Origin of the sequence: Frondihabitans sp. 4ASC-45 (assembly GCF_049472575.1) — a bacterium.
Classification (GTDB): domain Bacteria; phylum Actinomycetota; class Actinomycetes; order Actinomycetales; family Microbacteriaceae; genus Frondihabitans.
In genome coordinates this window covers 239,225-262,762 of record NZ_JBCEBN010000001.1, presented here as the reverse complement: position 1 = coordinate 262,762, position 23,538 = coordinate 239,225, and the positions used below count along the sequence as shown (strand labels likewise).

Genomic DNA, 23,538 nt, shown 5'->3' with positions numbered 1-23,538 from the left:
CATGACCGACCACGACGTTCTCACCACCTGGGTCGCGAGGCTCTCTGAGGCCCTCCAGCTCCCCGCCGATTTCGAGCTCGATCTCGATGAGGTTCTCGACCTCGCGCGCGATGCAGCCCACGGCATTGCGCGGCCTGCCGCCCCGGTCACGACGTTCCTCGTGGGGTATGCGGCCGGGCTGCAGGGCGGGGGCGCGGCCGACGTGACCACCGCGGTCGGTGTCGCCACACGGCTCGCGACCGACGACGCTGGTACCGCCTCGCGATGAGCCAGTCGCTTCCCGGCTGGCTCGCCGCCCGGGCACTGGCTCACGAGGCCGGTGCCCGTCAGTCGATGCGCGTCGAAACGATCTCCCTGGCTACTGCCGTCGGCCGCACCTTGGCGGACGATCTCTTTGCTCCGACCGACGTTCCCGCACACGACGGCTCGGCTATGGACGGCTGGGTCGTCTCGGGAGACGGGCCCTGGGCGATAGGAGCACCCATCGTGGCGGGCGACGTGCCAGCCGGGGATCCTTTGGCGCCGGGCGCTGCTCGGCCGGTGACGACGGGAGCACCGGTTCCCGTCGGGGCAACCCGGGTCGTTCGAGCCGAAGACGGAGAGGTCGACAGTGGCGGCCGACTCGTGCTCCGCGCCGCGCTCGGGGGCGATGCACCGCGACGTCGCCATATTCGGCCGGCGGGGGAGGAGGTCCGGGTGGGCGAGCTCCTGTTCACGGCCGGAACAATCCTGACGCCGCCTCGGGCGGCACTCGCCGCCGCCGCCGGGGTCGACAGCGTCGAGGTGGCGGAGGCGCCCGTGGTCGCCGTGCGAGTGCTGGGCGACGAGATCGTGGGGTCGGGGCCACCTCGGGCGGGGCAGGTGCGCGATGTGTTCACCCACGTGTTCCCGGGGATCCTGCGGTCGGTCGGGGCTGATCCTCGAAGCGCCGAACGCGTTCCCGACGACCTCTCGTCGACGGTCGCGGCACTGGATGTCGAGGCGAAGCTCGTCGTGACGACGGGCGGCACTGCGGCGGGCAGCACAGATCACATCCGTGCCGCCCTCAGCGCACTCGGCGCCGAGCTCGTCATCGATCGCACCGCCATGCGGCCGGGGCACCCGGTTCTGCTGGCGAAGCAGGCCGACCGCCTCTACCTCTGTCTTCCCGGTAACCCCATGGCAGCGATGGTCTGCCTCGTGAGTCTCGGGCTCCCTCTCGTCGCGGGCCTCCTCGGGCGGCCGCTGCCGGCAACCGGTCGAGTCGCAACCGGGGTCGACATCGACAATCGCCGCGACGACGACCTCGTTCTCGCCTACGCGATGGGGGAGAGCGGGGCTGTGCCGGCCTCTCAGCAGTCATCCGCCATGCTGCGGGGTCTGACCAAATCCGAGGGGCTGATGATGGCCCCTCCGGGCGGTGCTCGACGTGGAGACATGCTCGACACCGTGCGACTGCCCTGGTGATCCTCTCCTTCGAATGATAGGCCTGCACTTATGAACCGCATCACGTCACGTGCCCCGGTCACTCGGGTGACCGTCGGCAAGGCCCCGACGCTGACCATCGACACTCTCGCCGTCGAAGAGCCGCTCGAGATTCGCGTTGGCGGTACCGCTCTCGCCATCACGATGCGGACTCCCGGCAACGACTTCGATCTGGCGGCCGGATTCCTGGTCTCCGAGGGGGTCATCGCGCGAGGCGACGAGTTCATGCGGGCCATGTACTGCGCCGGCGCGACCGACGAGGGGCTCAACACCTACAACGTGCTCGACGTGCTCCTGGCTCCGGGAGTTGCGCCACCCGATCCGAGTCTCCAGCGAGCCTTCTACACCACCAGCTCCTGCGGGCTCTGCGGCAAAGCCTCTATCGATGCCGTGCGGACGAGCTCCCAGCATGCTGTCGAACACGACGAACTCGTCGTCGATCCTGCCGTTCTCGCGACGTTCCCCGACGCCCTGAGAGAGGCGCAGGCCGTGTTCGAAAAGACCGGTGGGCTGCACGCGGCTGCGCTCTTCGACGGCGCCACCGGCGAGATGCTCGTGATCCGCGAAGACGTCGGGCGGCACAACGCCGTCGACAAGGTGGTCGGCTGGGCAGTGAAAGAAGACCGCCTGCCGCTCACCGGCACGGTTCTCATGGTGTCGGGTCGGGCCAGCTTCGAGCTGACGCAGAAGGCGTCCATGGCGGGGATCCCCGTGATGGCCGCTGTGTCGGCTCCCTCCTCGCTCGCCATCGACCTGGCGACGGAGCTTGGTGTCACGATCGTCGGGTTTCTGCGGGGGCAGAGCATGGTCGTGTACTCGCGTTCGGATCGGATCCTGGGCGCTGCTCCCTCCGCGTCGACCTCCGAGCCCTCGCCTGACGGGCGGGCCACACTGCAACTCACGAACGAACTGACGATCTCCGAGAAGACTGCGAGCGCGCGATGACCGAAAAGCCTCCCGTCCACGATGTGAACGACGACGACCTCACCGTGGGGCCGCCCCGCGAATGGGCGGCCGGGGTGCCGGGCGTCTTGCATTCGATGGAGCCCGCGATCAAGCAGCTCGGCCTCGCCCGCACCGTCAAGCTGATGACCTCGCTCAATCAAAAAGACGGCTTCGACTGCATGAGCTGCGCCTGGCCCGACCCGGATCACCGCAAGGTCGCGGAGTTCTGCGAGAACGGCGCCAAGGCGGTCACCTGGGAGGCCAACCCGGTGCTCGTGCCGCGCACGTTCTGGGCCGAGCACCCGATCAGCGACCTCCTCGACAAGAGCGAGTACTGGCTCGGCATGCAGGGGCGCCTCACCGAACCGGTCTACAAGCGAGAGGGCTCTGAGTTCTACGAGCCGGTCACGTGGGAGCGCGCGTTCGAGATCATCGGGTCGAAGCTCAACTCGCTCGCCTCTCCCGACGAAGCGTCTTTCTACACGTCTGGCCGCACCTCCAACGAGGCGGCGTTCATCTATCAGCTCTTCGTGCGTGCCTTCGGCACGAACAACCTGCCCGACTGCTCGAACATGTGTCACGAATCGACCGGCGTGGCGATGTCCGAGACCGTCGGCATCGGCAAGTCGACGATCGCGTACGACGACTTCGAGAACACCGACCTCATCATCGTGATGGGGCAGAACCCGGGCACGAACCACCCGCGGATGCTGACCGCCCTCGAAGACGCCAAGAAGAACGGCGCCAAGATCGTCGCGGTCAACCCTCTGCCCGAGGCCGGTCTGCGTCGATACAAGAACCCCCAGCGTGTTCGCGGCGTCGTCGGGCACGGCACCGAGATCGCCGACCAGTTTCTGCAGATTCGCCTGGGGGGCGACATGGCGTTGCTCCAGGCCGTGTCGAAAAGGGTGCTCGCTGCCGAAGACGCGGCGCCCGGCACCGTGCTCGACCACGCCTTCCTCGAGGAGCACTGCGCTGGGCTCGAAGAGTTCCGCGCGCACGTCGCCGAGATCGACGACGACGAGGTGCTGCTGGCGACAGGCTTGAGCACGGCCGAGATCGACGAACTCGCCGAGCGTTACATCTCGGCCGATCGGGTCATCATCACCTGGGCGATGGGTATCACCCAGCACCGCAAGGCCGTCGACACGATCAAAGAGATCATCAACCTGCTCCTGCTGCGGGGCAACATGGGCAAGCCCGGAGCGGGTGCGTCGCCGATCCGAGGTCACAGCAACGTGCAGGGTGACCGCACGATGGGCATCTGGGAGCAGATGTCCGACACCTTCCTTGACGCTGTGCAGCAGGAGTTCCACTTCGACCCGCCGCGCAAGCACGGGGTCGACGCACTCAAGGGCATCAAAGCGATGCAGAAGGGCGAGATCAAATTCTGGATGGGCATGGGCGGCAACCTCGTCGCCGCCATCTCCGACACGCAGGCCGCTGAGAAGGCATTCCGCGGCACGGAGATGACCGTGCAGGTCTCGACGAAGCTCAACCGATCGCACGCGGTCGTGGGGGCGGAGGCACTCATCCTGCCCACGATGGGTCGCACGGAGATCGACATTCAGAAGGCCGGTCCGCAGTTCGTCTCGGTCGAAGACACGGTCTGCTCGGTTCACGGCAGCCACGGGCAGGTGCCTCCGGTCGCACCGGGCCTCCTCTCCGAGATCGCCATCGTGGCCCGGCTCGCGAAAGCAACGCTCGGCGACAGCGTTCCCGTCGACTGGACGGCAATGGAAGACGACTACGACGTCATCCGCGATCACATCAGCCGGGTCGTTCCCGGGTTCGACGACTACAGTGCGCGGGCCGGAAGCCGCGAGGGCTTCGTTCTGCCGAACGGGCCGCGCGACTCCCGCACCTTCGACACCGCGACGGGCAAGGCCATGATCACGGTCAACGACCTCGAGCACGTCGAGCGACCCGAGGGGCGACTCCTTCTGCAGACCCTGCGCTCTCACGACCAGTACAACACCACGATCTACAGCCTCAACGACCGCTACCGCGGCATCAAAAAGGGTCGCGAGGTCGTCTTCATCAATCCCGACGACCTCGACGAACTCGGTCTCGTAGACGGGCAGTCGGTCGACGTCTTCACCGACTGGACCGACGACGTCGAGCGCGCCCTGCGGGGTTATCGCGTGGTGTCGTATCCGACGGCGAAGGGATGCGCCGCCGCCTACTTCCCCGAGGCGAATGTGCTCGTGCCCCTCGACAGCGCATCGATCGCCAGCAATACGCCCGTGTCGAAGGCCGTGCTGGTGAGAGTCGTGCCGGCTGCGGTTCCGGCGGTGGTGTGAGCGGCGGTAGTTGTTTCGGCGGTGACGGCGCCGGTGTGGTCGGCGGCAGGTGATGGGTGCGGTGTTGGGCCAATACCCTGAGAGCATGAGCACATCGACCGCCGGCACCATGACGGAGGACTACGTCAAGGTCATCTGGAAAGCCCACGAGTGGTCGGGTGAGGGGCTCACGACAAACGAGCTCGCTGCAACTCTGGGTGTCGTCGCGTCGAGTGTCTCGGGCAACCTGAAAAAGCTCGCCCGCGAGGGGTACCTCGAGTATGAGCCGTACGGTCGCGCGACGCTGAGCCCGACCGGCCGTGCGCTGGCCATTCAGGTGGTCCGGCGTCACCGGCTTATCGAGACCTATCTTGTGGAGCACCACGGTTACGGCTGGGACGAAGTGCACGACGAAGCCGAGATCCTGGAGCACGCCGTCTCGGATCGCCTCCTCGCCAAGATCGACGCCGAGCTCGGGTTTCCTGACCACGACCCCCACGGCGATCCGATTCCCCGCGCTGACGGAACAATCACCCACCCGCGCGGTCGGCGCCTGACCGAACTCGGCGACGGATCGTGCGCGGGTGTCGTACGCGTCAGCGACCACGATCCTGCTCTGCTGCGCTTTCTCGGAGGGCTCGCCATCACGGTCGGGTCGCACGTCCGCCTCGCAGAGCGGCACGCCTTCGCCGGGAGTCTCGGGCTCGAGATCCTCCAGGCGGGCGACCTGACCGTCGTCGGGGCGACCGAGCTCGCGACCGTCGCGGCCGAGGCGATCTGGGTGACGAGCGCGGCCGAGGGGCACGCCCACTAGCAAGCGCTCTCGCGAGGTGGCTTGATCGACGGGTGCGCGGCGGTGGGGGCACAGTTTCGGCCATCTCGCGAGCGGCGCGGAGTGCGCGGCGCCGAGCCTCGTGGCGTCGGGGCCCGCGGGAGCGCTGTGCTCGGGTGCCCACGAGTCAGGAACCCTGATCCGTTCCGTCGTCGACGCACCCGGCTCAGGAAAACCAGGGGGACCTCAGCGCGATCGGCTCAGCGCGGCACTCCCGCGGGCCCTGGCGTCTGCCCCCACGACGCCCTGCCCACCGTGCAGGCATCAGGAAGTCTGCATCCGCGCGGCCGCGTAGCGGGGTGAGCGCTGCCGGGCGCGCCTGCATGCCTGAAATGCGCGCCCGCACCCGCACCCGCACCCCGAGCCCGCACCCCGCACCGCGAGCCCGGCGTCCCGCACCCGAGCCCGCGCTGCTAGCGCTCCGAACCCGCCAGCTCCCGCTCGCCCGGGCCCGCCGCGATGGACGACTGCCGCCGGAACGGCGCCGTGATCGTCGGCAGGATGTCGCGCCGCTGTAGCCACAGCGCCACGAGGGCGACCGCGATGTGCACGGTGCTCAGCACGTAGCGCCCGGTCTCGCCGGTGACGACGAACTGCAGGGCGAACAGGGCGACCAGCGCGATGGCGGCCCACCGGTGGAACCGCAGCGCGACGATGATCGCGACCCCCATCACGGTCTGCGACGCCGTCAGGACGAACTCCTCGACCTGGCGTTCGTCGAGGGGGAGGTCGGTGCCGCCGCCACCCAGGAGGTGGGCGATGGGGAGCGATCCGACGAGGAGGGTCCACTGGTTGATCTTCGAGGCGATCAGCGTTCCGATGGCGGCGGCACCCTCGCCGCGCAGGGCGAACAGCACCGCGACGATGAACTCCGGCGCCTCGGTGGCCAGCGGCGCGAGCCACTGCACGAGGAAGTAGCTGTCGATGCCGAGCGACGACCCCGACTGCACGAGGGCGTCGGCGAAGGGCTCCGCCGACGAGAGGATCACGGCCGCCGCGACGACGAACATGGCCACGAACGTCATCTTGCGAAGGCGTGCGGGCAGGCCCGCGATGTGCGCTGCCGTTCCGACGAACTCCTCGTCGTCGTCATCGTTCGCGGCGTTGCCGGCCCGCCAGAGGTAGGCGGCGAAGATAGCGATCAGTATGATTCCGAACCACAGCGCGATCTGTCCGGTGAGCGGGATCACGAACGCGATGACGGCCACGATCGCGAGCACGCCGACATCGAGACGCGAGGATCCCGGCAGGTCGAGTGCCCGGGGAACCGCGCGGCCGGATGCTCCTCGAGCCGCGGCGGCGCGACGGGCGATGAAGAGCGCGACGAATACGACGAGCGGCCAGCCGAAGCCGAGCAGCAGGCGGTTCGAGCCGGTCATGTTGGCTGCGGCGAACTGCTCGTAAGCCGGATCGGAGCCGGAGCGGAACGCGTAGTACAGGTCGACGGCGTACTCCGGCAAGACGGCGATGAGAGCGAGGATCGCGATGGCGAGCGCCCCCGAGATGTCTTTCTGCGCGGCTTCGGCAGCCCAGGCGAGCAAGAACGACGCCGCGACGACGGCGGCCCCGAACACGACCAGATCGACGACGGGGTTCGGCGCGAAACCGGTGATGCGGAACACCACGGCGGGCACAGCGATGGCGAGGCAGAGCAGGATCCGACGCACCAGTGGCGCAGGAAGAGAACGAGTGATCATGGCGGGCTTTCGGTCGCGGCCGAGCGCTTCCGGGCAGGGAGGAGCTTCGGCCTCAATGGCCGAAGGTCTCGTTCGCCTCGCTCAGCCGCCGGGAGCGGCTGTCACGAGGAGGTACGCCGGGCTGGTCGTCGTGACCGCCAGTATGTCGACGCACCGTTGGAGGAACTACTCCCCTTCGATTCGTCCACCCTGGCATGGGGCTCGGGCACTCCACCAGCTTTTCGGATCGCCGAAATCGACATCACGCGTCGCCTAATTCGTGACCGCGGGAATACGACCGCGGTCGGCCGAATTGAGCGGGTTGTAACTGTTTGCCACCAAAGGAGAAAACATGTCCGATTCCTCGATCCTCGTCCTCGTGGGTAGCCTCCGCGCTGCCAGCACCAACCGCCAGCTCGCCGAGGCGGCCGCCCAGGTCGCCCCCGAGGGCGTCACGCTGACGATTCACGAGGGCCTCGGCCACATCCCCTTCTACAACGAAGACATCGACGTCGAGGGTGCCGTGCCGGAGGGAGCCGCCAAGCTCCGCGCGGCCATCGGTGCGTCCGACGGGATCCTCGTGGTCACACCCGAGCACAACGGCACCATCCCCGCCAGCCTCAAGAACGCCATCGACTGGGCGTCGCGCCCCTACGGCGAGTCGAACCTCGTGGGCAAGCCCACGGCAGTGATCGGCTCCGCGTTCGGTCAGTTCGGCGGAGTGTGGGCGCAGGACGAGACCCGCAAGGCCTTCGGTATCACCGGCGCCAAGGTGCTCGACGACGTCAAGCTCGCGATCCCCGGCTCGGTCGTCCGCTTCGCCGAGACTCACCCGAAGGACGACGCCGAGGTCGTCGGCCAGCTGAGCGACGTCGTCGAGAAGCTCGTCGCCGCCACCTCCGAGGTCGCTGCTGCTTAGAGCTGCGCTTGTAGCGTAGTTCGAACGCTGAACCCTCGCGGGGCGGCGTGCGTGGTGGTTCCCCGGCCACCTGCTCGCCGACCGCGAGGGTTTCGACGTCTCGACGTCTGTGGCGCGCACGATGCATAGCAGGCGTATCGGCGCCTCATAGAAAGCCGAAAGCCGCGCCAGCGATCCTCGAAGTCCGCCAACCCGGAGGACTACCCATGACCGCACACGCCGGACCTCTCACCGGAAGCACCGCGACCAGACCGTCGCCCGGTGCCACCGGAGAACGCCGACTCGCCGCCCGAGTGCTCCTCGGCAGCCGCGCCGACCCCGCCTGGGTCAGGCCGAGCCTTTGGGGGCTTCTCGTCGCCACGGGCCTCCTCTACATCGTCGGGCTGTCGGCCAGCGGCACGGCGAACTCGTTCTACGCCGCTGCCGTGCAGGCGGGGAGTCAGAGCTGGAAGGCTCTCTTCTTCGGATCCTTGGATTCGTCGAACTTCATCACCGTCGACAAGCCGCCGGCGTCGCTGTGGGTGATGGGCATCTCGGCGCGGATCTTCGGCTTCAACTCGTGGAGCCTGCTCGTTCCGCAGGCGTTGATGGGCGTGGGCAGCGTCGCGCTGGTCTTCGCCATCGTGCGTCGCAGCCTCGCCGGGCTCGGCCCGCGTCTCTCGGCCACCGGTGCCCTCGTCGGCGGCCTCGCGCTCGCCTGCACCCCGGCCGCCGCGCTGATGTTCCGCTTCGACAACCCCGATGCGCTCCTCGTCCTGCTCATGACGCTGGCCGCCTACTTCGTGGTGCGCGCTCTGCCCAGGGCGAGCTGGAAGTGGCTGGCCGCAGCCGGGCTCGTGCTGGGCTTCGCGTTCTTGACCAAGATGCTGCAGGGCCTCCTCGTGGCCCCGGCCTTCGTGCTCGTCTACCTGCTCGCGGCCAACACGACGATCTGGAAGCGCCTTCTGCACGTGCTCGGCGCGCTCGTCGGAGTCGTCGTCGGTGCCGGCTGGTGGGTCGCGATCGTCGCCATCTGGCCGGCCGACTCCCGCCCGTACATCGGCGGCTCGACCAACAACTCGGTGCTGGAGCTCGCCTTCGGCTACAACGGGCTCGGCCGCTTCTTCGGCTCGGGGTCCGGCAACGGCGGCGGTGGCGGTGCCGGAGGGGGAACCGCAGGCGGATCCTTCGGCGGTTCGACCGGCCTCACCCGCCTCTTCTCGAGCGAGATGGGACTCGAGATCTCGTGGCTGCTGCCCGCCGCACTGCTGTTGCTCGTGCTGGGTCTGATCGTCGCCGGTCGCCGGTCGCGCCTCGACCCGCTGCGCGCCGGCCTCGTGATGTGGGGCGGCTGGCTGATCGTCACGGCCCTCGTCTTCAGCTTCACCAGCGGCACGATCCACCCGTACTACACGGTCGCTCTGGCACCGGCGATCGCCGGACTCATCGGCATCGGCGGCGCCCTCCTCTGGCGCATGCGCACCACCTGGCTCGGACGCCTCGGCCTGGCAGTCGCCATTGCCGGAACGGGCGCGTGGTCGTTCCACCTCCTCTCCGAGAACGCGACCTGGATGCCCTGGCTCAAGTGGGTCGTGCTGATCGGCTCGGTGCTCGCGGCAATTGGCTTCGTGATCGGTTCGATCGCGGCCTTCCGTCGCGTGACCCTCGCGGCCGTGCTGGTCGGCACCCTGTTCGCCTTCGGGGGATCGGGAGCGTATGCCGTGGCGACGGCGTCGGTCGGGCACTCGGGGTCGATTCCGAGCGTGGGATCGTCGTCGAGCTCGTCCGGTATGGGTGGCGGCGGCATGGGCGGCGGCACGGGTGGCGGCGCGGGTGGCGCTGGCGGTGGCGGTACCCCGCCGTCCGGCACTGGTGGCCCCGGCGGCAGCGAGAGCGGCGAGTCAGGCTCAGAGAGCGAAATGCCCTCCGGTGAGATGCCTTCGGGCGACTCCGCTCCGAGCGGCACCGCGCCGAGCGGCACCGCGCCGGGCGGGACGGACTCGGGCTCCTCGAGCACGTCGGATGACTCGGCGTCGGGCGGATCCTCGTCGTCGTCCTCCTCTGCGGGAATGGGTGGCACGACCTCCTCCACGGCCCTCGATACCCTCCTGAAGAAGAGCACCGCGCGCTGGGCGGCAGCGGTCAACAACGACCAGTCGGCGGCGACGCTCGAACTGTCGAGCGGCACCGCGGTAATGGCCATCGGCGGCTGGAGTGACGACCCGACGCCGACTCTTGCCGAGTTCAAGGCCTACGTGGCCGCGGGCGACATCGGCTACTACGTGTCGAGTGGCTCAGGAGGCGGGATGGGCGGCGGCTCATCGTCGACCTCCTCGGCGATCAAGACCTGGGTGGAGGCGAACTTCACGGCGACGACCGTGGGCGGGAGCACGGTGTACGACCTGTCCGCTGCAAAGTAGTTCACGCGGGTGAGCGGCCGCAGGATGCGAGGGCGTCCTGCGGCCGCTCTGCGCGTGCGGTTCGCTTTTCAGGCAACGAGGTGCATGCGGGGCGATTCGCGCGGGTGTGGGGCCTGGCTGGCCCTGGATGCCTGAGTTGCGGGCGGGGTGGGGTGTGCGGCGATGGGCCGGATCCTGCGTGCGGTCCGCTTTTCAGGTGATGAGCTGCGAGATGGGCGATTTGCGCGGGCATAGGGTTTGGCCGGGTCTGCATGCCTGAGTTGCGGGCGGGGTGGGGGTGTGTGGGGTGGTGCAGGATCCTGCGCGCGTTTCGATTTCAGGCAACTAGGCGCGCGTGGGGCGATTTGCGAGGGCGTAGGGCTTGGCCGGCCCTGCATGCCTGAGTTGCGGGCGGGGTGGGGGTGTGCGGGGTGGTGCAGGATCCTGCGTGCGTTTCGCTTTTCAGGCAACGAGGCGCGCGTGGGGCGATTTGCGCGGGTGCGGAGCCTCGCGGGGCCTCGATGCCTGAGTTGCGCCCAGAGAAGAAGAACCAGGAGTCCCTGACGTGCTCCAGCCGGCCAAGCGCTCCCGCGGGCCCTGGCGTCGGGTGGCTCTGCGGTGCGATCGCTCTGGCGCTGGTCGTACTTTAGGCGTTCTGTCGCTGCCTCGCCCCGCACCCCGCGTGCTCACGCCCACGCGGGACTGGTCTCCTGTTCTGCGAACGCGAACGCGAACGCGACCGCGACCGCAACCGCAACCGCGCACGCGACCGCAACCGCGCACGCAACCGCGCCACCCACCTACGCCGCCACCACCTGCTCCTCTTCGCGCATGACGACGCGCTCGTTCGCAATGCGCGTGCGGCGACGGCTCAGGAGGTGGGTGAGCAGCGTCAGGCCGAGGCCGACGGCGGCCCAGATGCCGAGGCGGAGGATGTCCCACCCGAAGGCCTGGCCGGGGAAGTACTGCATCGTCTGCGCGGCGTCGAGCCAGGCGGCGCCGTTCCAGAAGCCGTTCAGAGCGGCGAAGAACGCGGGCATGAGGTGCACGGCGAAGATTCCGCCCGACGAGGTGAAGTTGAACATGACGAAGAGCATGGTGAGGGCGGCGGTGGTCCAGTGGCGGAGCACCGGGTGCAGGCCGACGCCGATCAGCACAATGGCCAGCGAGTAGAGCCAGCCGGCGAGCCAGGTGCCCCAGACGTGGCCGTCGACCACGTGGTAGACGGGCCCGGCGATGATCAGGGCGATGGCGGCGACGACGCCGGAGAGGACGGCGGCGGTCACGAGCGACCAGCGGATCCCGAGACGTGAGGCGAAGGCGGCGACCGCGGCAGCCGTGGCGTACGAGCCGACGCTGAGCCCGACGAGGAGGAAGAAGAGTCCCTGTCCGGTTGAGTCGTTGGCGGACGACGGCACGACGTCGACGACGGTGAACGGCAGCTTCGACTCGTAGGCGATCGGCAGGAACACCTTCTGGGCGACGTTGGCGCTCGTCTCGGACGCGGCCGACGAGACGAGGAGCGACGCACTGGTGGCGGTGGGCTCGTACGCGGCTGTGATCTCGCGGTCGGTGATGAGCCGGCGAGCGACCGCGTCGGAGGAGACGGTGCGCACGCTGAGCTGGCCGTCGGCCCCGTCGCTGAGCGTCTGCGCGAAGACCTTGACCTCGGCGCTGGTGCCCACGACTGCCACGGGGAGCTCGTGCGGCGTCGGCTGGTGGAAGGCGCCGAGGTAGGCAAGCGTCATTCCGAGGCCCAGGAAGAGCGGCACGAGGATCGCGGTGCCGAACGCCTTGAAGACAGCGACCGGCGTGCCCAGGAACATGCGCGGACCAGCGGGCGTCTCGCGGCCCGACGAGGACGACGGCAGCCGGTGGCTGTGGTCGTCACGACGCGGGGACTGGCGGATCGCGACCTCCTGGAGCGAGTGCGTATTCGTAGACATGCTGCCTTTCAAAGACGAGGGGAGTTACTGTTGCAGTATGCAACACAGAAAGACATTACACCCGATCGTTAAGCTCGACGACGTGACCACGAAACGCGACGACCGAATGCAGGCCGTCTACGCCGAACTGCAGGCCATCTCCCGTCGGGGGGCCGCGAGAAGCCGCCGCACAGCTGAGCCGCTCACCATCGTTCAGCACACGCTCCTCAACTTCATCGCGGTCACCCCCGACTGCCGCGCCGTCGACATCGCGTCGGCCATGCGCTTGAACCGCTCCACCGTCTCGCGCCAGATCGGCGACCTCCAAGAGCTCGGGCTCGTCGAGGTCGGCGTCCAGCCCATCACGAGTCAGGCGCGCGGCCAGCTGCTGCTCCTCTCCGACCGCGGGCGTGAGTTGCTGCAGCGGTCGATCCGGGCCAACCACGCCGAGCTCGAGCGGCGGCTCGCCGACTGGAGCGACGACGACATCGACCGTCTCGCCGACGGGCTCGAGCGATTCAACGCCGTCGACGAGTAAGGGCTCGTCGCCATCGACTGGAGGCCCCGCGTCGAAACGGCCGGCCGTGACCAGGTGACCCCGTCGGATCCTTCGCTCGGGGCTCTCCCTGCCGCTCTCGGTACCCTCGGTCGGATGCAGACGCCGTGGACCTTCCGTGTCTCCGGCCTCCTGCGCCTCGCCGCGGCCGGCGTGGCCATCGCCGCGCTCGTCGCCAACTTCGAATACGTCCTCGGGTTCTCGACCTTCGCGACCGCGAACTACTTCAGCTACTTCACGCAGCAGAGCAACATGGCGAACGTTGCCGTGCTGGTGGTCTCGGGCATCTTCACCTTCCGGGGCCGGAGTGACCCACCGTGGTTCGCCGCGGTGCACGCCATCGTCACCACCTACGTGATCGTCTCGGGAGTCGTCTTCGCCGTGCTCGTCACGCAGTCTGCCTCGCACCACTACGCGCTGGCGTTCCCCACCTCGAGCCAGGTGCTCCACTTCTGGATCTCCGCCTACGTGCTCCTCGACTGGATCATCGCTCCGGGTCGCACGCCCGTCCGCTGGCGCACCCTCGCTCTGGTGCTGATCTTTCCGCTGATCTGGGGTCTTTACACGCTCGAGCGCGGCCGCGAGGTGCGCTGGTACCCCTACTTCTTCCTCGACCCGACGCAGGTGAGCCCCGAGCAGTTCCGGCTCTACAACGCCCTCGTGCTCGCGATCTTCGTCGGCGTGCTGACGGCGCTCATCGGCCTGAGCCATGTTCGGCCCGGGCACCTGGCGAGGCGGCGCCGTGTGCTCGCCTCGGGTGACGACACGAACGCAGGATCCGACGGCTCACCCGAGCGCGGGACCGCACCTCACGAGCTCGGGGTCGGCGACGGGGTGGGCGACGCGTCGTCTGCCACCCGGTCGAGGTAGGGCGCGAGATCGGCCACCGCCGCAGCGACCGCTTCGGCGTCGCTCAGCTTTTCCGCCGCCACTGCGGACTCGCCGCCGATGAGCGCCACCAGGATCGGGTAGCCCGTCGCCGGCTCGAGGTTGACCCACAGTCGGTAGGTCGCGTCGTCGTCGAGGATCGCCCAGACGGTGTCGTCGGTCGACCAGATGCGCTCGTCGAAGCGCAGCCAGAGGACGTCCTGCACGCCCATGCCGAGACGGTCGATGGCGCTGCGACGCACCGCCGACTGCTCCGGGACGAAGACGATCCGCTGCTTCTTGAATACGCCCAGCGGGATCGTCGACACGACCCGGTCGGCCGAGAGCGACTCGCCCGTCACCAGACGGAGGCCGACACCCTCGTTGGCGTAGGTGATCTGAGTGACGTTGCTGCCCCGCAGCACGTCGAGATCGGTCAGCAGCCCGGCGACGTAGGCGGCGAATCCCTTCGTGACGAGCTGGGCGTCGACCGGAGCGGCACCGACGGAGAGCGCGCGAGACGACAGCGCGTCGGCGTCGGCGCCGAAACGCGCGGGGAGCGCCTCGGCGAGAACCCAGGCCAGACGGTCGGCATCGGAGACGCCCGACGCGTCGGGGGCACTCGACAGCTTCGACCGAACACCGGAACCGTCGAGTGCGCCATCGACGCTGACCTCGGCGCTCGGACGGTCGGCCCAGGCGCGGGCCGAAGCGAGAGTGGCGGCGACGGTGGCGGTGGTCGGAAATCGGGTACGCGCGGATCCTTCACGTGCTGTCGTCTCGGCCTCGAACGGCACCGTCACAACGCCGGCGCTCGTGAGCAGACTCTCCAGGTCGGCGGCTCCGTCGCCGAACAGCATCGAGACGCCGGTCTGTACCTCGATCGGCCAGTCGTCGCCCTGGGAGGAGGCGATCCGGCCGCCGACCCGCTGCCGAGCCTCGATCACGACCACGTCGAAACCCTGATCGGCGAGCGTGCGAGCGGCCGTCGCACCGGCGATGCCCGCGCCGATCACGGCGATGCGCTCGCCCGGAGCCGCTACGGCGGCGACCTCGGCGGCCACGGCGACACCCGACAGGCGAGCACCCGTGACGGTGCCGGGCCACGTCTCGGCGACGGCCTCGCCTGCGAAGAACACCTTGTCGTCGAGCGATGCCCGCAGGGTCTCGCGGTCGGCGGAGGTGGATTCGGTCGTCAGGACGCTGTTCGAGCCGTACGCGTAGGGGTCGTCGCCCCAGGAACTGCGCCGGAACGCGGCCGGCGTCACACCGGAAGCGGTGGTCGCGGTGGGCGTCGGCGTACCGGTCGGCGCCGGACTGCTCGTCGTCGGAGCCGGAGACGGACTCGAGCAGGCCGACAGCGCCAGCACCCCGGCTCCCGTAAGGGATCCGGTCACGAAGACGCGGCGGCTGATCGGCATGGTCGTGCCATTGTCGCAGGATCCGGCCCACGTAACCGGGGAGGGCGTCCCGGTCGGTCTAGAGCCGCGGATCATACAACGGATTTATCGGGTAGAATGGTAAGACTGCCGAGACGACACGCAAAGAGAACAGAGGCACGACTAGATGATTTTCGAAGTAGGGGAGACCGTCGTGTATCCCCACCACGGCGCCGCCACCATCACCGCGGTCAAGACCCGCACCATCAAGGGCGCTGAGAAGAAATACATCACCCTGAACGTCCACGCCAGCGATCTCATGATCGAGTTGCCGGTCGACAACGTCGACCTGGTCGGTGTCCGCGACGTCATCGACGCCAAGGGTGTTGAGGCGGTGTTCGACGTTCTCCGCAGCGATCACGTCGAAGAGCCCGGCAACTGGTCGCGTCGCTTCAAGGCGAACACCGAGAAGATGGGCAGCGGAAGCGTCTACAGCGTCAGCGAGGTCGTCCGCGACCTCTGGCGCCGCGACCAAGACAGCGGCGTGTCCGCCGGCGAGAAGCGCATGCTCCTCAAGGCGCGTCAGGTGCTGATCAGCGAGCTCGCTCTCGCCCAGAAATCCACCGACGAGGAGGCCTCGGCCGTCCTCGACGAGGTGCTCGCGACCGTCACGGTCTAGCGACTCCTCCTCCTTTTCGCAGTCGCTGCAGGCAGGCCTTCGGGTCTGCCTGCGGTGGTTAACGGGTGTGTGTGCGTGGGTGTTTATGAGCGCGTTTCAGGAATGCAGGCGCGGGGGAGTGCGGGCGCGGGGATGGCGGGGCGCGCCTGGATACCTGAGGCGTGAGCGGTGGTGCGCAGGATCCTGGTCTCCCGCGGCACGCGAACGCCACCGGACGCGCTCGCGGGTGCGCGTTTCAGGAATGTAGGCGCCGGGGAGTGCGCGCGCGGGGTTTGCAGGGCGGAGTGCGCCCGGATGCCTGAAGTGTGAGCGGGGGTGCGCAGGATCCTGGTCTGCCGTGGCATGCGAACGCCACCGGTCGCGCTCGCGGGTGCGCGTTTCAGGAAAGAAGGCACGCGGAGGCCACAGGCATGGGGATCGCGAGGTGGAACGCGACCGGATGCCTGACGTGTGAGCGGGGGCGTGCGGCGCTTGGTAATGCATTCAGGAATGCCAGCGCCACGGGAGTGCGGGCGCGGGGTTCGCGGGGCGGAACGCGCCCGGATGCCTGAAGTGTGAGCGGGGTTGCGCAGGATCCTGGTCTGCCGCAGCGAGGATGTGCAACGCAGCACGCTGTTGGTGCATGCGTCAGGAATGCAAGCGCCACGGTAGCGCAGGCGTGGGGATCGCGGGGCGGAGCGCGCCCGGATGCCTGATGCGTGAGCGGGGGCGTGCGGCGCTAGGTAATGGATTCAGGAATGTAAGCGCCGCGGGAGCGCAGGCGTGGGGGTCGCGGGGCGGAACGCGCTCAGATGCCTGATGTGTGAGCGGGGGTGCGCAGGATCCTGGTCTGCCACGGTGTGAAGACGCCCATCGGACGCCCACGCGGGTGCGCTCATCAGGAATCCAGCCGCGCACAAGCGCAGGCCAGCGGGTGCGCGAGCGGGGACGCGCCCAACCGCCTGAGAAGTGACCAGCGCAGCCCCCTTGACGCGCAAGTACAACGTTGTACAAACTTGGCGTTACAACGATGTACTGAAGGAGATCCCATGCCCAACGCCCGCCTCGCCCTCGACCCGTCCTTTGTGGTGGCTCCCGTCTCGCGCCGCACCTTCGGCACCTTCGTCGAACATCTCGGCCGCTGCGTGTACGGCGGCATCCACGACCCGGGGCACCCCACCGCCGACGCCGACGGGTTCCGCGGCGACGTGATCGACTTCGTGCGGGAGCTCGGCATCTCGACCGTGCGCTACCCGGGCGGCAACTTCGTCTCGGGCTACCGCTGGGAAGACGGCATCGGCCCGGTCGCCGATCGCCCCGTGCGCAAAGACCTGGCCTGGCACTCCACCGAGCCGAACCTGGTCGGCGTCGACGAGTTCATGCGCTGGGCGAAGAAGGCCGGCGTCGAGCCCATGATGGCGGTGAACCTCGGCACGCGCGGCGTTCAGGAGGCCATCGATCTGCTCGACTACACGAACGGTGCCGGCGGGTCGTTCCACTCCGACCTGCGCAAGAAGAACGGCTCGGCCGACCCCTACGACATCAAGATGTGGTGCCTCGGCAACGAGATGGACGGCCCGTGGCAGATCGGCCACAAGACCGCCCGCGAGTACGGGCGCCTCGCCTCCGAAACGGCCCGCGCCATGCGCCTCATCGACAACGACCTCACGCTGGTCGCCTGCGGAAGCTCGGGCGCCGACATGCCCACGTTCGGCACCTGGGAGCGCGAGGTGCTCGAAGAGACCTATGACGAGGTCGACCTGATCTCGATGCACGCCTATTACTGGGAGAAAGACGGCGACCTCGCCAGCTTCCTCGCGGCGGGTGTCGAGATGGACCACTTCATCGACGACGTCGTCGCCAGCGTCGACCACGTGCGCGCAGCCCAGAAGAAGACCAAGCGCATCAACATCTCGTTCGACGAGTGGAACGTCTGGTACCTCGACGGCGAAGCATCGAAGAACCCGACTGACTGGCCGGTCGCCCCGGTACTGCTCGAAGACCAGTACAACGTCGCCGACGCCGTCGTGGTGGGCGGCCTGCTCATCTCGCTGCTGAAGCACTCCGACCGCGTGGCCAGTGCGAGCCTGGCGCAGCTCGTCAACGTGATCGCTCCGATCATGACCGAGACCGGTGGGCGCAGCTGGAAGCAGACCACGTTCCACCCGTTCGCGCAGGCGTCGAGCTTCGCTCGCGGCGACGTGCTGCGCGTCGAAATGCAGTCGCCGGTTCACGAGACGGCGAAGTACGGGGCTGTTCCTGCCCTCGACGCCGTCGCCACCCACGACCCGGAGACCGGCGACGTGAGCGTGTTCGCGATCAACCGATCGCTCACCGAAGAGCTCACGGTCGATGTCGACACCCGGGCCTTCGGCGGAGTGCGTCTCGTTCAGGCCACGACGCTGCACGACGCCGACCCCTACAAGACCGTCACGGTCGACACCGCCGACAGCGTCGCTCCGGTGGCGAACGACAAGACGAGCTGGGACGGCTCGGTGCTCAGCGTCGTGCTGCCGCCGCTGAGCTGGAACGTAGTGCGCCTGGCCAAGCAGTAGAAGTAGCGCACCGCCGCGGCGACCGCACCGACGAGGAGGAGTCACACCCATGCCCGCGACCATGAACGACGTGGCCCGCCTCGCCGGCGTCTCGCTCAAGACCGTGTCGAACTACTTCAACGACTACCCCTCGATGCGCCCCGAGACCCGGGCGCGCATCGGGGCGGCCGTCGACGAGCTCGGCTATCGGGTCAACCTGTCGGCGAGACGACTGCGCACCAGGCGGACGGGCATGATCTCGCTCATCGTTCCCGAGCTCGATCAGGCCTTCTTCGCCGAGCTCGCTCAGGAGGTGATCGCGGTGGCTCGCGAGCACGACCTGACGGTGCTCGTCGAGACGACGGGCGGCGATCGCGACCGTGAACTTCAGGCGATCAGCGGGGAGCGCCGCCAGCTGATCGACGGGGCCATCATCGACCCGCTGGCCATCGGCCCGAGCGATGCGCCGCAACTCGCCGGAGAACCACTCGTGATCATTGGGGAGCGCCAGTTCGAGGGGCTCGCCGATCACGTGCTGATCGCGGATGAGGGGGTGGCGAAGCGCGCCACGGAGCATCTGCTCGAGATCGGCAGGCGCAGGATCCTGGTGCTCGGCCCCGGGGGAGCGGTCGCGACCCACACGTCCGCTCTGCGCCTGCGGGGGTTCCAGGCCGCGATGGCCGAGGCCGGCCTCCCGCTGGTCGACGCACTCCTGGCGCCGACGGACGCGTGGAGTCGCGACGCGGGAGCCGCCGCGGCGGTGGCAGCGCTCGAGGCCGGGGCGAGGGATCCTGCGGTGCGCTTCGACGCCGTTCTCGGCTTCAACGACGCGCTCGCGCTCGGGGCGCAGTGGGCGCTGCTGCAACGCGGTGTCGACGTGCCCGGCGACGTGGCCGTGATCGGCATCGACGATACCCGCGACGCCCGATTCGCCCACCCGACCCTCACGACGATGTCGCCGGGAAGCTCGCAGATCGCCCGGCGTGCGGTCGAGCTGCTGGTGGCGAGGATCAAGGATCCGTCACCCGCGCTCGGATTCGCCTCGATCGTGGCCGACTACGAGCTCGTGGTCCGCCAGTCGACCGGCGTCGCTCGGCCGCCGCGACCTCTACCCTGAAGACCGAACCCTGACGAAAGACGACATTCGATGACGAATTCCCCGCTCTCCGGCGAGCAGACCACCATCACCCACGGCCCCTACAGCGCAACGATCGCCGCGGTCGGAGCGGCACTGCGCGTGCTCACGCACGACGGACGCGACCTGGTCGTGCCGTTCGAGGCGGACGAGATCCGGCCGGTGTTCCGCGGGGCGATCCTGTTGCCGTGGCCGAACCGCGTGGTCGACGGCACCTACACGTTCGATGGCGTCGATTACCAGCTGCCGCTGACCGAGCCGGCCCGCGGGCATGCGCTGCACGGCTTCCTGGCGTGGGCGCGCTACACGGTGATCGACCGGAGCGATTCGTCGGTCACGCTGACCGCCGACGTGGTGGCGAACGACGGCTACCCCTGGCCGCTCACGATCGAGGTCACCTACGCGCTCGGCGACGATGGCCTGACGACGACGGTCGCCGCGACGAACACCGGTTCGTCCGACGCCCCGTATGGCACGGCGCCGCACCCGTACCTCCGCGCGGGCGAGGGGCACGTCGACGACTGGACGCTCGAGCTGCCCGCCTCGCAAGTCGTCACGGTGACGGAAGAGCGCCTGCTGCCGGTCGCGGTCGAGCCGGTCGACGGCCCCGGGGCCGGTTCGCCACTGGGCGTCTTCGACTTCAGGGCCCCCCGGGTGATCGGCGAGACGTTCATCGACCACGCGTTCACCGGGTTGACGCGAGACGACTCGGGTGTCGCGCGAGTGGTGCTGCGGGCTGCGGGGGATTCCGGCGTCTCGATGACCTGGGGCACCGAGTTGCCGTGGGTGCAGGTGCATACGGCCGACCGCCCGGAGGCCGCGCTCGATCGCGTGGGCCTCGCCGTCGAGCCGATGACGTGCCCGCCCGACGCCTTCTCGACCGGCGACGACGTGGTGCGCCTCGCTCCGGGTGCGACGCACCGGGCCGCCTGGACGATCGCGGCGCTGTAGGGGCTTGCTCGCGGCGCTGACGCGCGCGGTTCAGGATGCGGAGCGGCGGGTGGGCGCGGATCCTCGTGTTTTGGGGTCTTGCGGGATCGTGTTCCTGAGTCGTGCGCACCGACCGGAGCGCTCCCGCGGGCCCCGGCGCCGCGCGTGCCCCGCGCCACGCCTCCGCGCGTTCCGGCGCCGCGAGTGCCCCGCGCCGCGCTGCCGCTCGTCCGTCAGGAATGCAGGCGCGCTCCGGCCTGCCCACGCGCGAGAACGCGCTCATCACGCCCACTTGCCTGAGTTGCGCGCTCGTAGCACGGCCCACGCGCGCCGCAACGCCAGACGCCGCCCGGGTTGTGCCCGAGCGGCGTCTGGTGTTCGTGGTGCGGGGTCTAGTCGTCGAAGACGCCGAGGCCCCTCGTGCCGGACTTCACTCCGATCGCCGCCGCAACATCGTCGGGAATGCCCACCGCGACACCCAGGGCCGACTTGATCGCCGCGATCATGCTGGCGATCGGCAGGACCGCCGTGGTCTCGACGTTGTTCCAGCGCGATCCCTTGGCCTTGGCGAGAGCCTGGACCGAGTCGTACCGGGTCACCGTGCGGTTGTCGCCGCCACCCCAGCCGACCAGGGTCGACTGGGCGCCCGTCAGGCGCTGGTTGAAGAGATTGCCGGTGATGACGAGGTTCATGTTGTCGACCGGGATGTTCGTCACGCCGTCCAGGGCGTAGATCTGGAAGAGTCCGCCGGATCCGAACACGTTGTTCGAGACCGTGACGTTCTTCGTGATCCAGGTGAGAGTCGGGTCGGGAACAGGGCGCCTCCGGTCATGGCCGGTGAGAGCCGTGTTCGCCTGACGACGTTCGTCTTGAGCGAGCTTCACGCCGAACAGTCGGTTGCCACCGATATCGTTGTTATAGATCTGCACGTTGGCCGTGTTGTAGACGATCACACCGATCTTGTTGCCGTTCAACTCGTTGTTCGCGACGATCACGTGGTCCGAGAGCTCGACGAGGATCCCGTCGACCGTGTTGTCGGTGGAACGACTGTTGACGACTGTGGCGTCGTACACCGACTCGTCGAGCCAGATGCCGTTTCCGACGTTGTCGCTCGCGTCGACGTTCGAGATGTCGACGCCGCGCGACCGGGTCACCTTGATTCCGCCGGCCACGGGCTGAGCGTTGAACTCCTGGTCGTTATTGTCGAGAACCAGGGAGTTCTGAACCTTGAGCCCGTACGCCGAGTTCGCACCGATGCCGAGAAGACCACTGCCGGTCACCGTGAGGTGATCGAGGGTCGTGTTGTCGCTCTCTACGTTGATGCCGATCATCGCGTTGTCTTCGACGGTGAGGTTGCGTGCCGTAATGCCGGTGTTGCTGAGTCGGACAGCACCGCGCTGAAGGTACGAAGTTCCATACCGGCGGACTCCAAAGCCCTGCAACACCGTGTTCGGCGACTGAACGACGAGCGCCTGCTGCTGGTTGCTGATGCGCACCGAGTGGCCGGCCGGGTTGGAGCCCAGGACGATCTGACCGGAACCGGCGTCGGGATAGAAGGTTCCGGCCGTCACAGCGGAGGCCGAGCCGACCTGCGTGAGCTCGGTGCCGTCGAGGAAGACCTGGTCCGGTCGCGCCGCGAGAGGCTTAGCGGAATTAACGAACCACGGGTTGTCGGAGATGCCGTCGATCTGCGACGACGGGAAGTAGCTCCACGGCGTCGTCCAGCGGGAGCCCGAGGAGTTCCAGTCGGTGACCTGCTTCGAGCCGTCGAGCCAGACGGTCTCGCCGGGGTACGACTGGATGGTCAGGGTCTTCGACCGGGGCACCGTGACGGACTCGTTATAGACGCCCGCGCGGAGGACGATCGTCGCTCCGTTGCTGGCCTTCGCGACGGCAGCGGCCAGGGTGCGAACGGGGGCGTTCGAGTTGCCGTTGGCCGAGTCGTTGCCGGAGGGCGACACCAGGATGGCGCCGGCTGGAACGGCATAACGGGTGCTGCCGACGGTCGCCGAACCTCGATCGCCGGAGGTCACCGGGGTGGAGACCGGCGGCGTGACCGGCTGCGCGGGGGTGGCCGGGGGTGTCGTGGGTGACGGGGTCGGCGCTGGCACTGGCGCGGGCGCCGGGGTGTTCGCGTTCGTTGCGGGGTTCTGTGTCAGCGACAGGTTGTCGAGGGTGGTGCTGGCCGCGTTGGTGTTGCTGCCGCTGGCGTACTCCCAGAAGGCAAGGCTCCCGGCGCCCGAGATGCGCGACGACGACGAATCCGTCAGAGACAGCTGCCACCCGGGCGCAACGGCTCCTGAGGGGTAGGCGCGGGCCCGGATCGAGACCTTGGCTGAGCCCGTCACCTGGAATTCGGCCGCGATGTCAGCACCAGGGGCGTATGTGCCGGGAAGTGTGAAGCGGCCCAGATTGACCTCGATCGTCTTGTTGAGTCGTGAGACAGCGAGAACGGCTAAGCCAGTCTTGCTGATCTCGACCCGGCCGCGATACGTGGAGTCGTCGCTCTGGCGCCGGATCTCAAAGGCGGTGTAGACCGTCGCTGACGCGGCGGGAAGACCGATGGTGGCCCGCACTCCGGTGTCGAGAGAGTTCGCCTGTTTCAGAGCGAGACGAGCGGAAGCGCCCGGTTTGAGCCCGGTGATCCGGCCCTCACCCGAGGCGACCGCTGCGCTGGCGCCGGCGCCGAGACTGGCTGTCCAGGAACCGCCCTTGGCGGCGGAGCCCCAGCCGCTCGAGACGGTTCGTGCGAACGAGTCAGAGACGACGGTCGCTGGGGCCGCTGTCGCGAACTGGGCGGGAAGAGTGGCGGCGAGAAGCACACCGGCGGAGAGGCCGGCGACGGCGGGGAGAGAGAATCGCCGCCGTCTCACAGCGTGGCGAGGCGCAGAGGAAGTCACCCTTGGGTGGTCCTTTCGTCAGAGGAGCGTCAGCGGGTGTCCCCAGAATGGGGGCCACAAGGGAACAATGCGTGTAACCCTATCCGTGCTGAAAGCTTCCTGGAACAGGCAATTTGCCAAAAGCCCCCGACAGAGTGTGGACGCTTTGGGGGACAGAC

Annotated in this window: 17 protein-coding genes; 13 read left to right on the top strand and 4 right to left on the bottom strand. The window is 68.5% G+C overall.

The genetic code is table 11. The features are described from left to right. Nucleotide 1: 1 nt before the first annotated feature. From VH571_RS01175 to VH571_RS01155, 5 genes are all read left to right on the top strand, one after another. Nucleotides 2-268 (top strand): DUF6457 domain-containing protein, encoded by a 267-nt coding sequence (locus VH571_RS01175; RefSeq protein ID WP_423262922.1) that lies wholly within the window; start codon nt 2-4, stop codon nt 266-268. After that, the gene (locus VH571_RS01170) at nt 265-1,446 is read left to right on the top strand and encodes a molybdopterin molybdotransferase MoeA (protein ID WP_423262921.1); all 1,182 of its coding nucleotides are present in this window, start codon (nt 265-267) and stop codon (nt 1,444-1,446) included. The genes VH571_RS01175 and VH571_RS01170 overlap by 4 nt, the downstream gene beginning before the upstream one ends. 30 nt (nt 1,447-1,476) lie before the next feature. Then, the gene (gene fdhD, locus VH571_RS01165) at nt 1,477-2,409 is read left to right on the top strand and encodes a formate dehydrogenase accessory sulfurtransferase FdhD (protein ID WP_423262920.1); all 933 of its coding nucleotides are present in this window, start codon (nt 1,477-1,479) and stop codon (nt 2,407-2,409) included. After that, nucleotides 2,406-4,712: an FdhF/YdeP family oxidoreductase gene (locus tag VH571_RS01160; protein WP_055959957.1), complete on the top strand. Its 2,307-nt coding sequence runs from the start codon at nt 2,406-2,408 to the stop codon at nt 4,710-4,712. The genes fdhD and VH571_RS01160 overlap by 4 nt, the downstream gene beginning before the upstream one ends. 85 nt (nt 4,713-4,797) lie before the next feature. Continuing rightward, entirely contained in the window at nt 4,798-5,505 is a 708-nt protein-coding gene (locus VH571_RS01155; protein WP_423262919.1) for a metal-dependent transcriptional regulator, read from the top strand. 431 nt (nt 5,506-5,936) lie between these two features. Here VH571_RS01155 and VH571_RS01150 read toward each other — a convergent pair whose 3' ends face one another. Continuing rightward, nucleotides 5,937-7,220 (bottom strand): sodium:proton exchanger, encoded by a 1,284-nt coding sequence (locus VH571_RS01150; protein ID WP_423262918.1) that lies wholly within the window; start codon nt 7,218-7,220, stop codon nt 5,937-5,939. A gap of 331 nt (nt 7,221-7,551) precedes the next feature. Between VH571_RS01150 and VH571_RS01145 the strand changes: the two genes are divergently transcribed. Both VH571_RS01145 and VH571_RS01140 read left to right on the top strand, forming a co-directional pair. After that, nucleotides 7,552-8,118 (top strand): NAD(P)H-dependent oxidoreductase, encoded by a 567-nt coding sequence (locus VH571_RS01145; protein ID WP_423262917.1) that lies wholly within the window; start codon nt 7,552-7,554, stop codon nt 8,116-8,118. A 206-nt stretch (nt 8,119-8,324) separates the two neighbouring features. Next, nucleotides 8,325-10,517 (top strand): glycosyltransferase family 39 protein, encoded by a 2,193-nt coding sequence (locus tag VH571_RS01140; protein ID WP_423262916.1) that lies wholly within the window; start codon nt 8,325-8,327, stop codon nt 10,515-10,517. A 779-nt stretch (nt 10,518-11,296) separates the two neighbouring features. On the opposite strand, the gene VH571_RS01135 is transcribed toward VH571_RS01140, so the two are convergent. Next, nucleotides 11,297-12,442, bottom strand: a complete 1,146-nt coding sequence (locus VH571_RS01135; RefSeq protein WP_423262915.1) for a hypothetical protein — start codon at nt 12,440-12,442, stop codon at nt 11,297-11,299. 82 nt (nt 12,443-12,524) lie between these two features. Here VH571_RS01135 and VH571_RS01130 point away from each other — a divergent pair, with 82 nt between their 5' ends. Both VH571_RS01130 and VH571_RS01125 read left to right on the top strand, forming a co-directional pair. Further along, nucleotides 12,525-12,959, top strand: coding sequence for a MarR family winged helix-turn-helix transcriptional regulator (locus VH571_RS01130; RefSeq protein WP_423262914.1), 435 nt, complete (start codon nt 12,525-12,527; stop codon nt 12,957-12,959). A 54-nt stretch (nt 12,960-13,013) separates the two neighbouring features. Then, nucleotides 13,014-13,847, top strand: coding sequence for a Pr6Pr family membrane protein (locus VH571_RS01125; RefSeq protein ID WP_423262913.1), 834 nt, complete (start codon nt 13,014-13,016; stop codon nt 13,845-13,847). Here the strand turns inward: VH571_RS01125 and VH571_RS01120 are convergent. Continuing rightward, nucleotides 13,787-15,265, bottom strand: coding sequence for an FAD-dependent oxidoreductase (locus tag VH571_RS01120; protein ID WP_423262912.1), 1,479 nt, complete (start codon nt 15,263-15,265; stop codon nt 13,787-13,789). The genes VH571_RS01125 and VH571_RS01120 overlap by 61 nt on opposite strands. A 145-nt stretch (nt 15,266-15,410) precedes the next feature. Between VH571_RS01120 and VH571_RS01115 the strand changes: the two genes are divergently transcribed. From VH571_RS01115 to VH571_RS01100, 4 genes are all read left to right on the top strand, one after another. After that, the gene (locus tag VH571_RS01115) at nt 15,411-15,902 is read left to right on the top strand and encodes a CarD family transcriptional regulator (protein WP_055959934.1); all 492 of its coding nucleotides are present in this window, start codon (nt 15,411-15,413) and stop codon (nt 15,900-15,902) included. Nucleotides 15,903-16,930: 1,028 nt separating this feature from the next. After that, the gene (locus VH571_RS01110) at nt 16,931-18,436 is read left to right on the top strand and encodes an alpha-N-arabinofuranosidase (RefSeq protein ID WP_423262911.1); all 1,506 of its coding nucleotides are present in this window, start codon (nt 16,931-16,933) and stop codon (nt 18,434-18,436) included. Between the two features lie 49 nt (nt 18,437-18,485). After that, complete coding sequence (locus VH571_RS01105) at nt 18,486-19,532, top strand: LacI family DNA-binding transcriptional regulator (RefSeq protein ID WP_423262910.1); 1,047 nt, start codon at nt 18,486-18,488, stop codon at nt 19,530-19,532. 30 nt (nt 19,533-19,562) lie between these two features. Continuing rightward, the gene (locus VH571_RS01100) at nt 19,563-20,501 is read left to right on the top strand and encodes an aldose 1-epimerase family protein (RefSeq protein ID WP_423262909.1); all 939 of its coding nucleotides are present in this window, start codon (nt 19,563-19,565) and stop codon (nt 20,499-20,501) included. Between the two features lie 371 nt (nt 20,502-20,872). On the opposite strand, the gene VH571_RS01095 is transcribed toward VH571_RS01100, so the two are convergent. Next, entirely contained in the window at nt 20,873-23,380 is a 2,508-nt protein-coding gene (locus VH571_RS01095; RefSeq protein WP_423262908.1) for a right-handed parallel beta-helix repeat-containing protein, read from the bottom strand. Nucleotides 23,381-23,538: the final 158 nt, after the last annotated feature.

Bases quoted from the DNA above. Each gene is read 5' to 3' on its own strand.
- VH571_RS01175 (WP_423262922.1), top strand. From the start codon at position 2: ATGACCGACCACGACGTTCTCACCACCTGGGTCGCGAGGCTCTCTGAG.
- VH571_RS01170 (WP_423262921.1), top strand. From the start codon at position 265: ATGAGCCAGTCGCTTCCCGGCTGGCTCGCCGCCCGGGCACTGGCTCAC.
- fdhD (WP_423262920.1), top strand. From the start codon at position 1,477: ATGAACCGCATCACGTCACGTGCCCCGGTCACTCGGGTGACCGTCGGC.
- VH571_RS01160 (WP_055959957.1), top strand. From the start codon at position 2,406: ATGACCGAAAAGCCTCCCGTCCACGATGTGAACGACGACGACCTCACC.
- VH571_RS01155 (WP_423262919.1), top strand. From the start codon at position 4,798: ATGAGCACATCGACCGCCGGCACCATGACGGAGGACTACGTCAAGGTC.
- VH571_RS01150 (WP_423262918.1), bottom strand. From the start codon at position 7,220: ATGATCACTCGTTCTCTTCCTGCGCCACTGGTGCGTCGGATCCTGCTC.
- VH571_RS01145 (WP_423262917.1), top strand. From the start codon at position 7,552: ATGTCCGATTCCTCGATCCTCGTCCTCGTGGGTAGCCTCCGCGCTGCC.
- VH571_RS01140 (WP_423262916.1), top strand. From the start codon at position 8,325: ATGACCGCACACGCCGGACCTCTCACCGGAAGCACCGCGACCAGACCG.
- VH571_RS01135 (WP_423262915.1), bottom strand. From the start codon at position 12,442: ATGTCTACGAATACGCACTCGCTCCAGGAGGTCGCGATCCGCCAGTCC.
- VH571_RS01120 (WP_423262912.1), bottom strand. From the start codon at position 15,265: ATGCCGATCAGCCGCCGCGTCTTCGTGACCGGATCCCTTACGGGAGCC.
- VH571_RS01115 (WP_055959934.1), top strand. From the start codon at position 15,411: ATGATTTTCGAAGTAGGGGAGACCGTCGTGTATCCCCACCACGGCGCC.
- VH571_RS01110 (WP_423262911.1), top strand. From the start codon at position 16,931: ATGCCCAACGCCCGCCTCGCCCTCGACCCGTCCTTTGTGGTGGCTCCC.
- VH571_RS01105 (WP_423262910.1), top strand. From the start codon at position 18,486: ATGCCCGCGACCATGAACGACGTGGCCCGCCTCGCCGGCGTCTCGCTC.
- VH571_RS01100 (WP_423262909.1), top strand. From the start codon at position 19,563: ATGACGAATTCCCCGCTCTCCGGCGAGCAGACCACCATCACCCACGGC.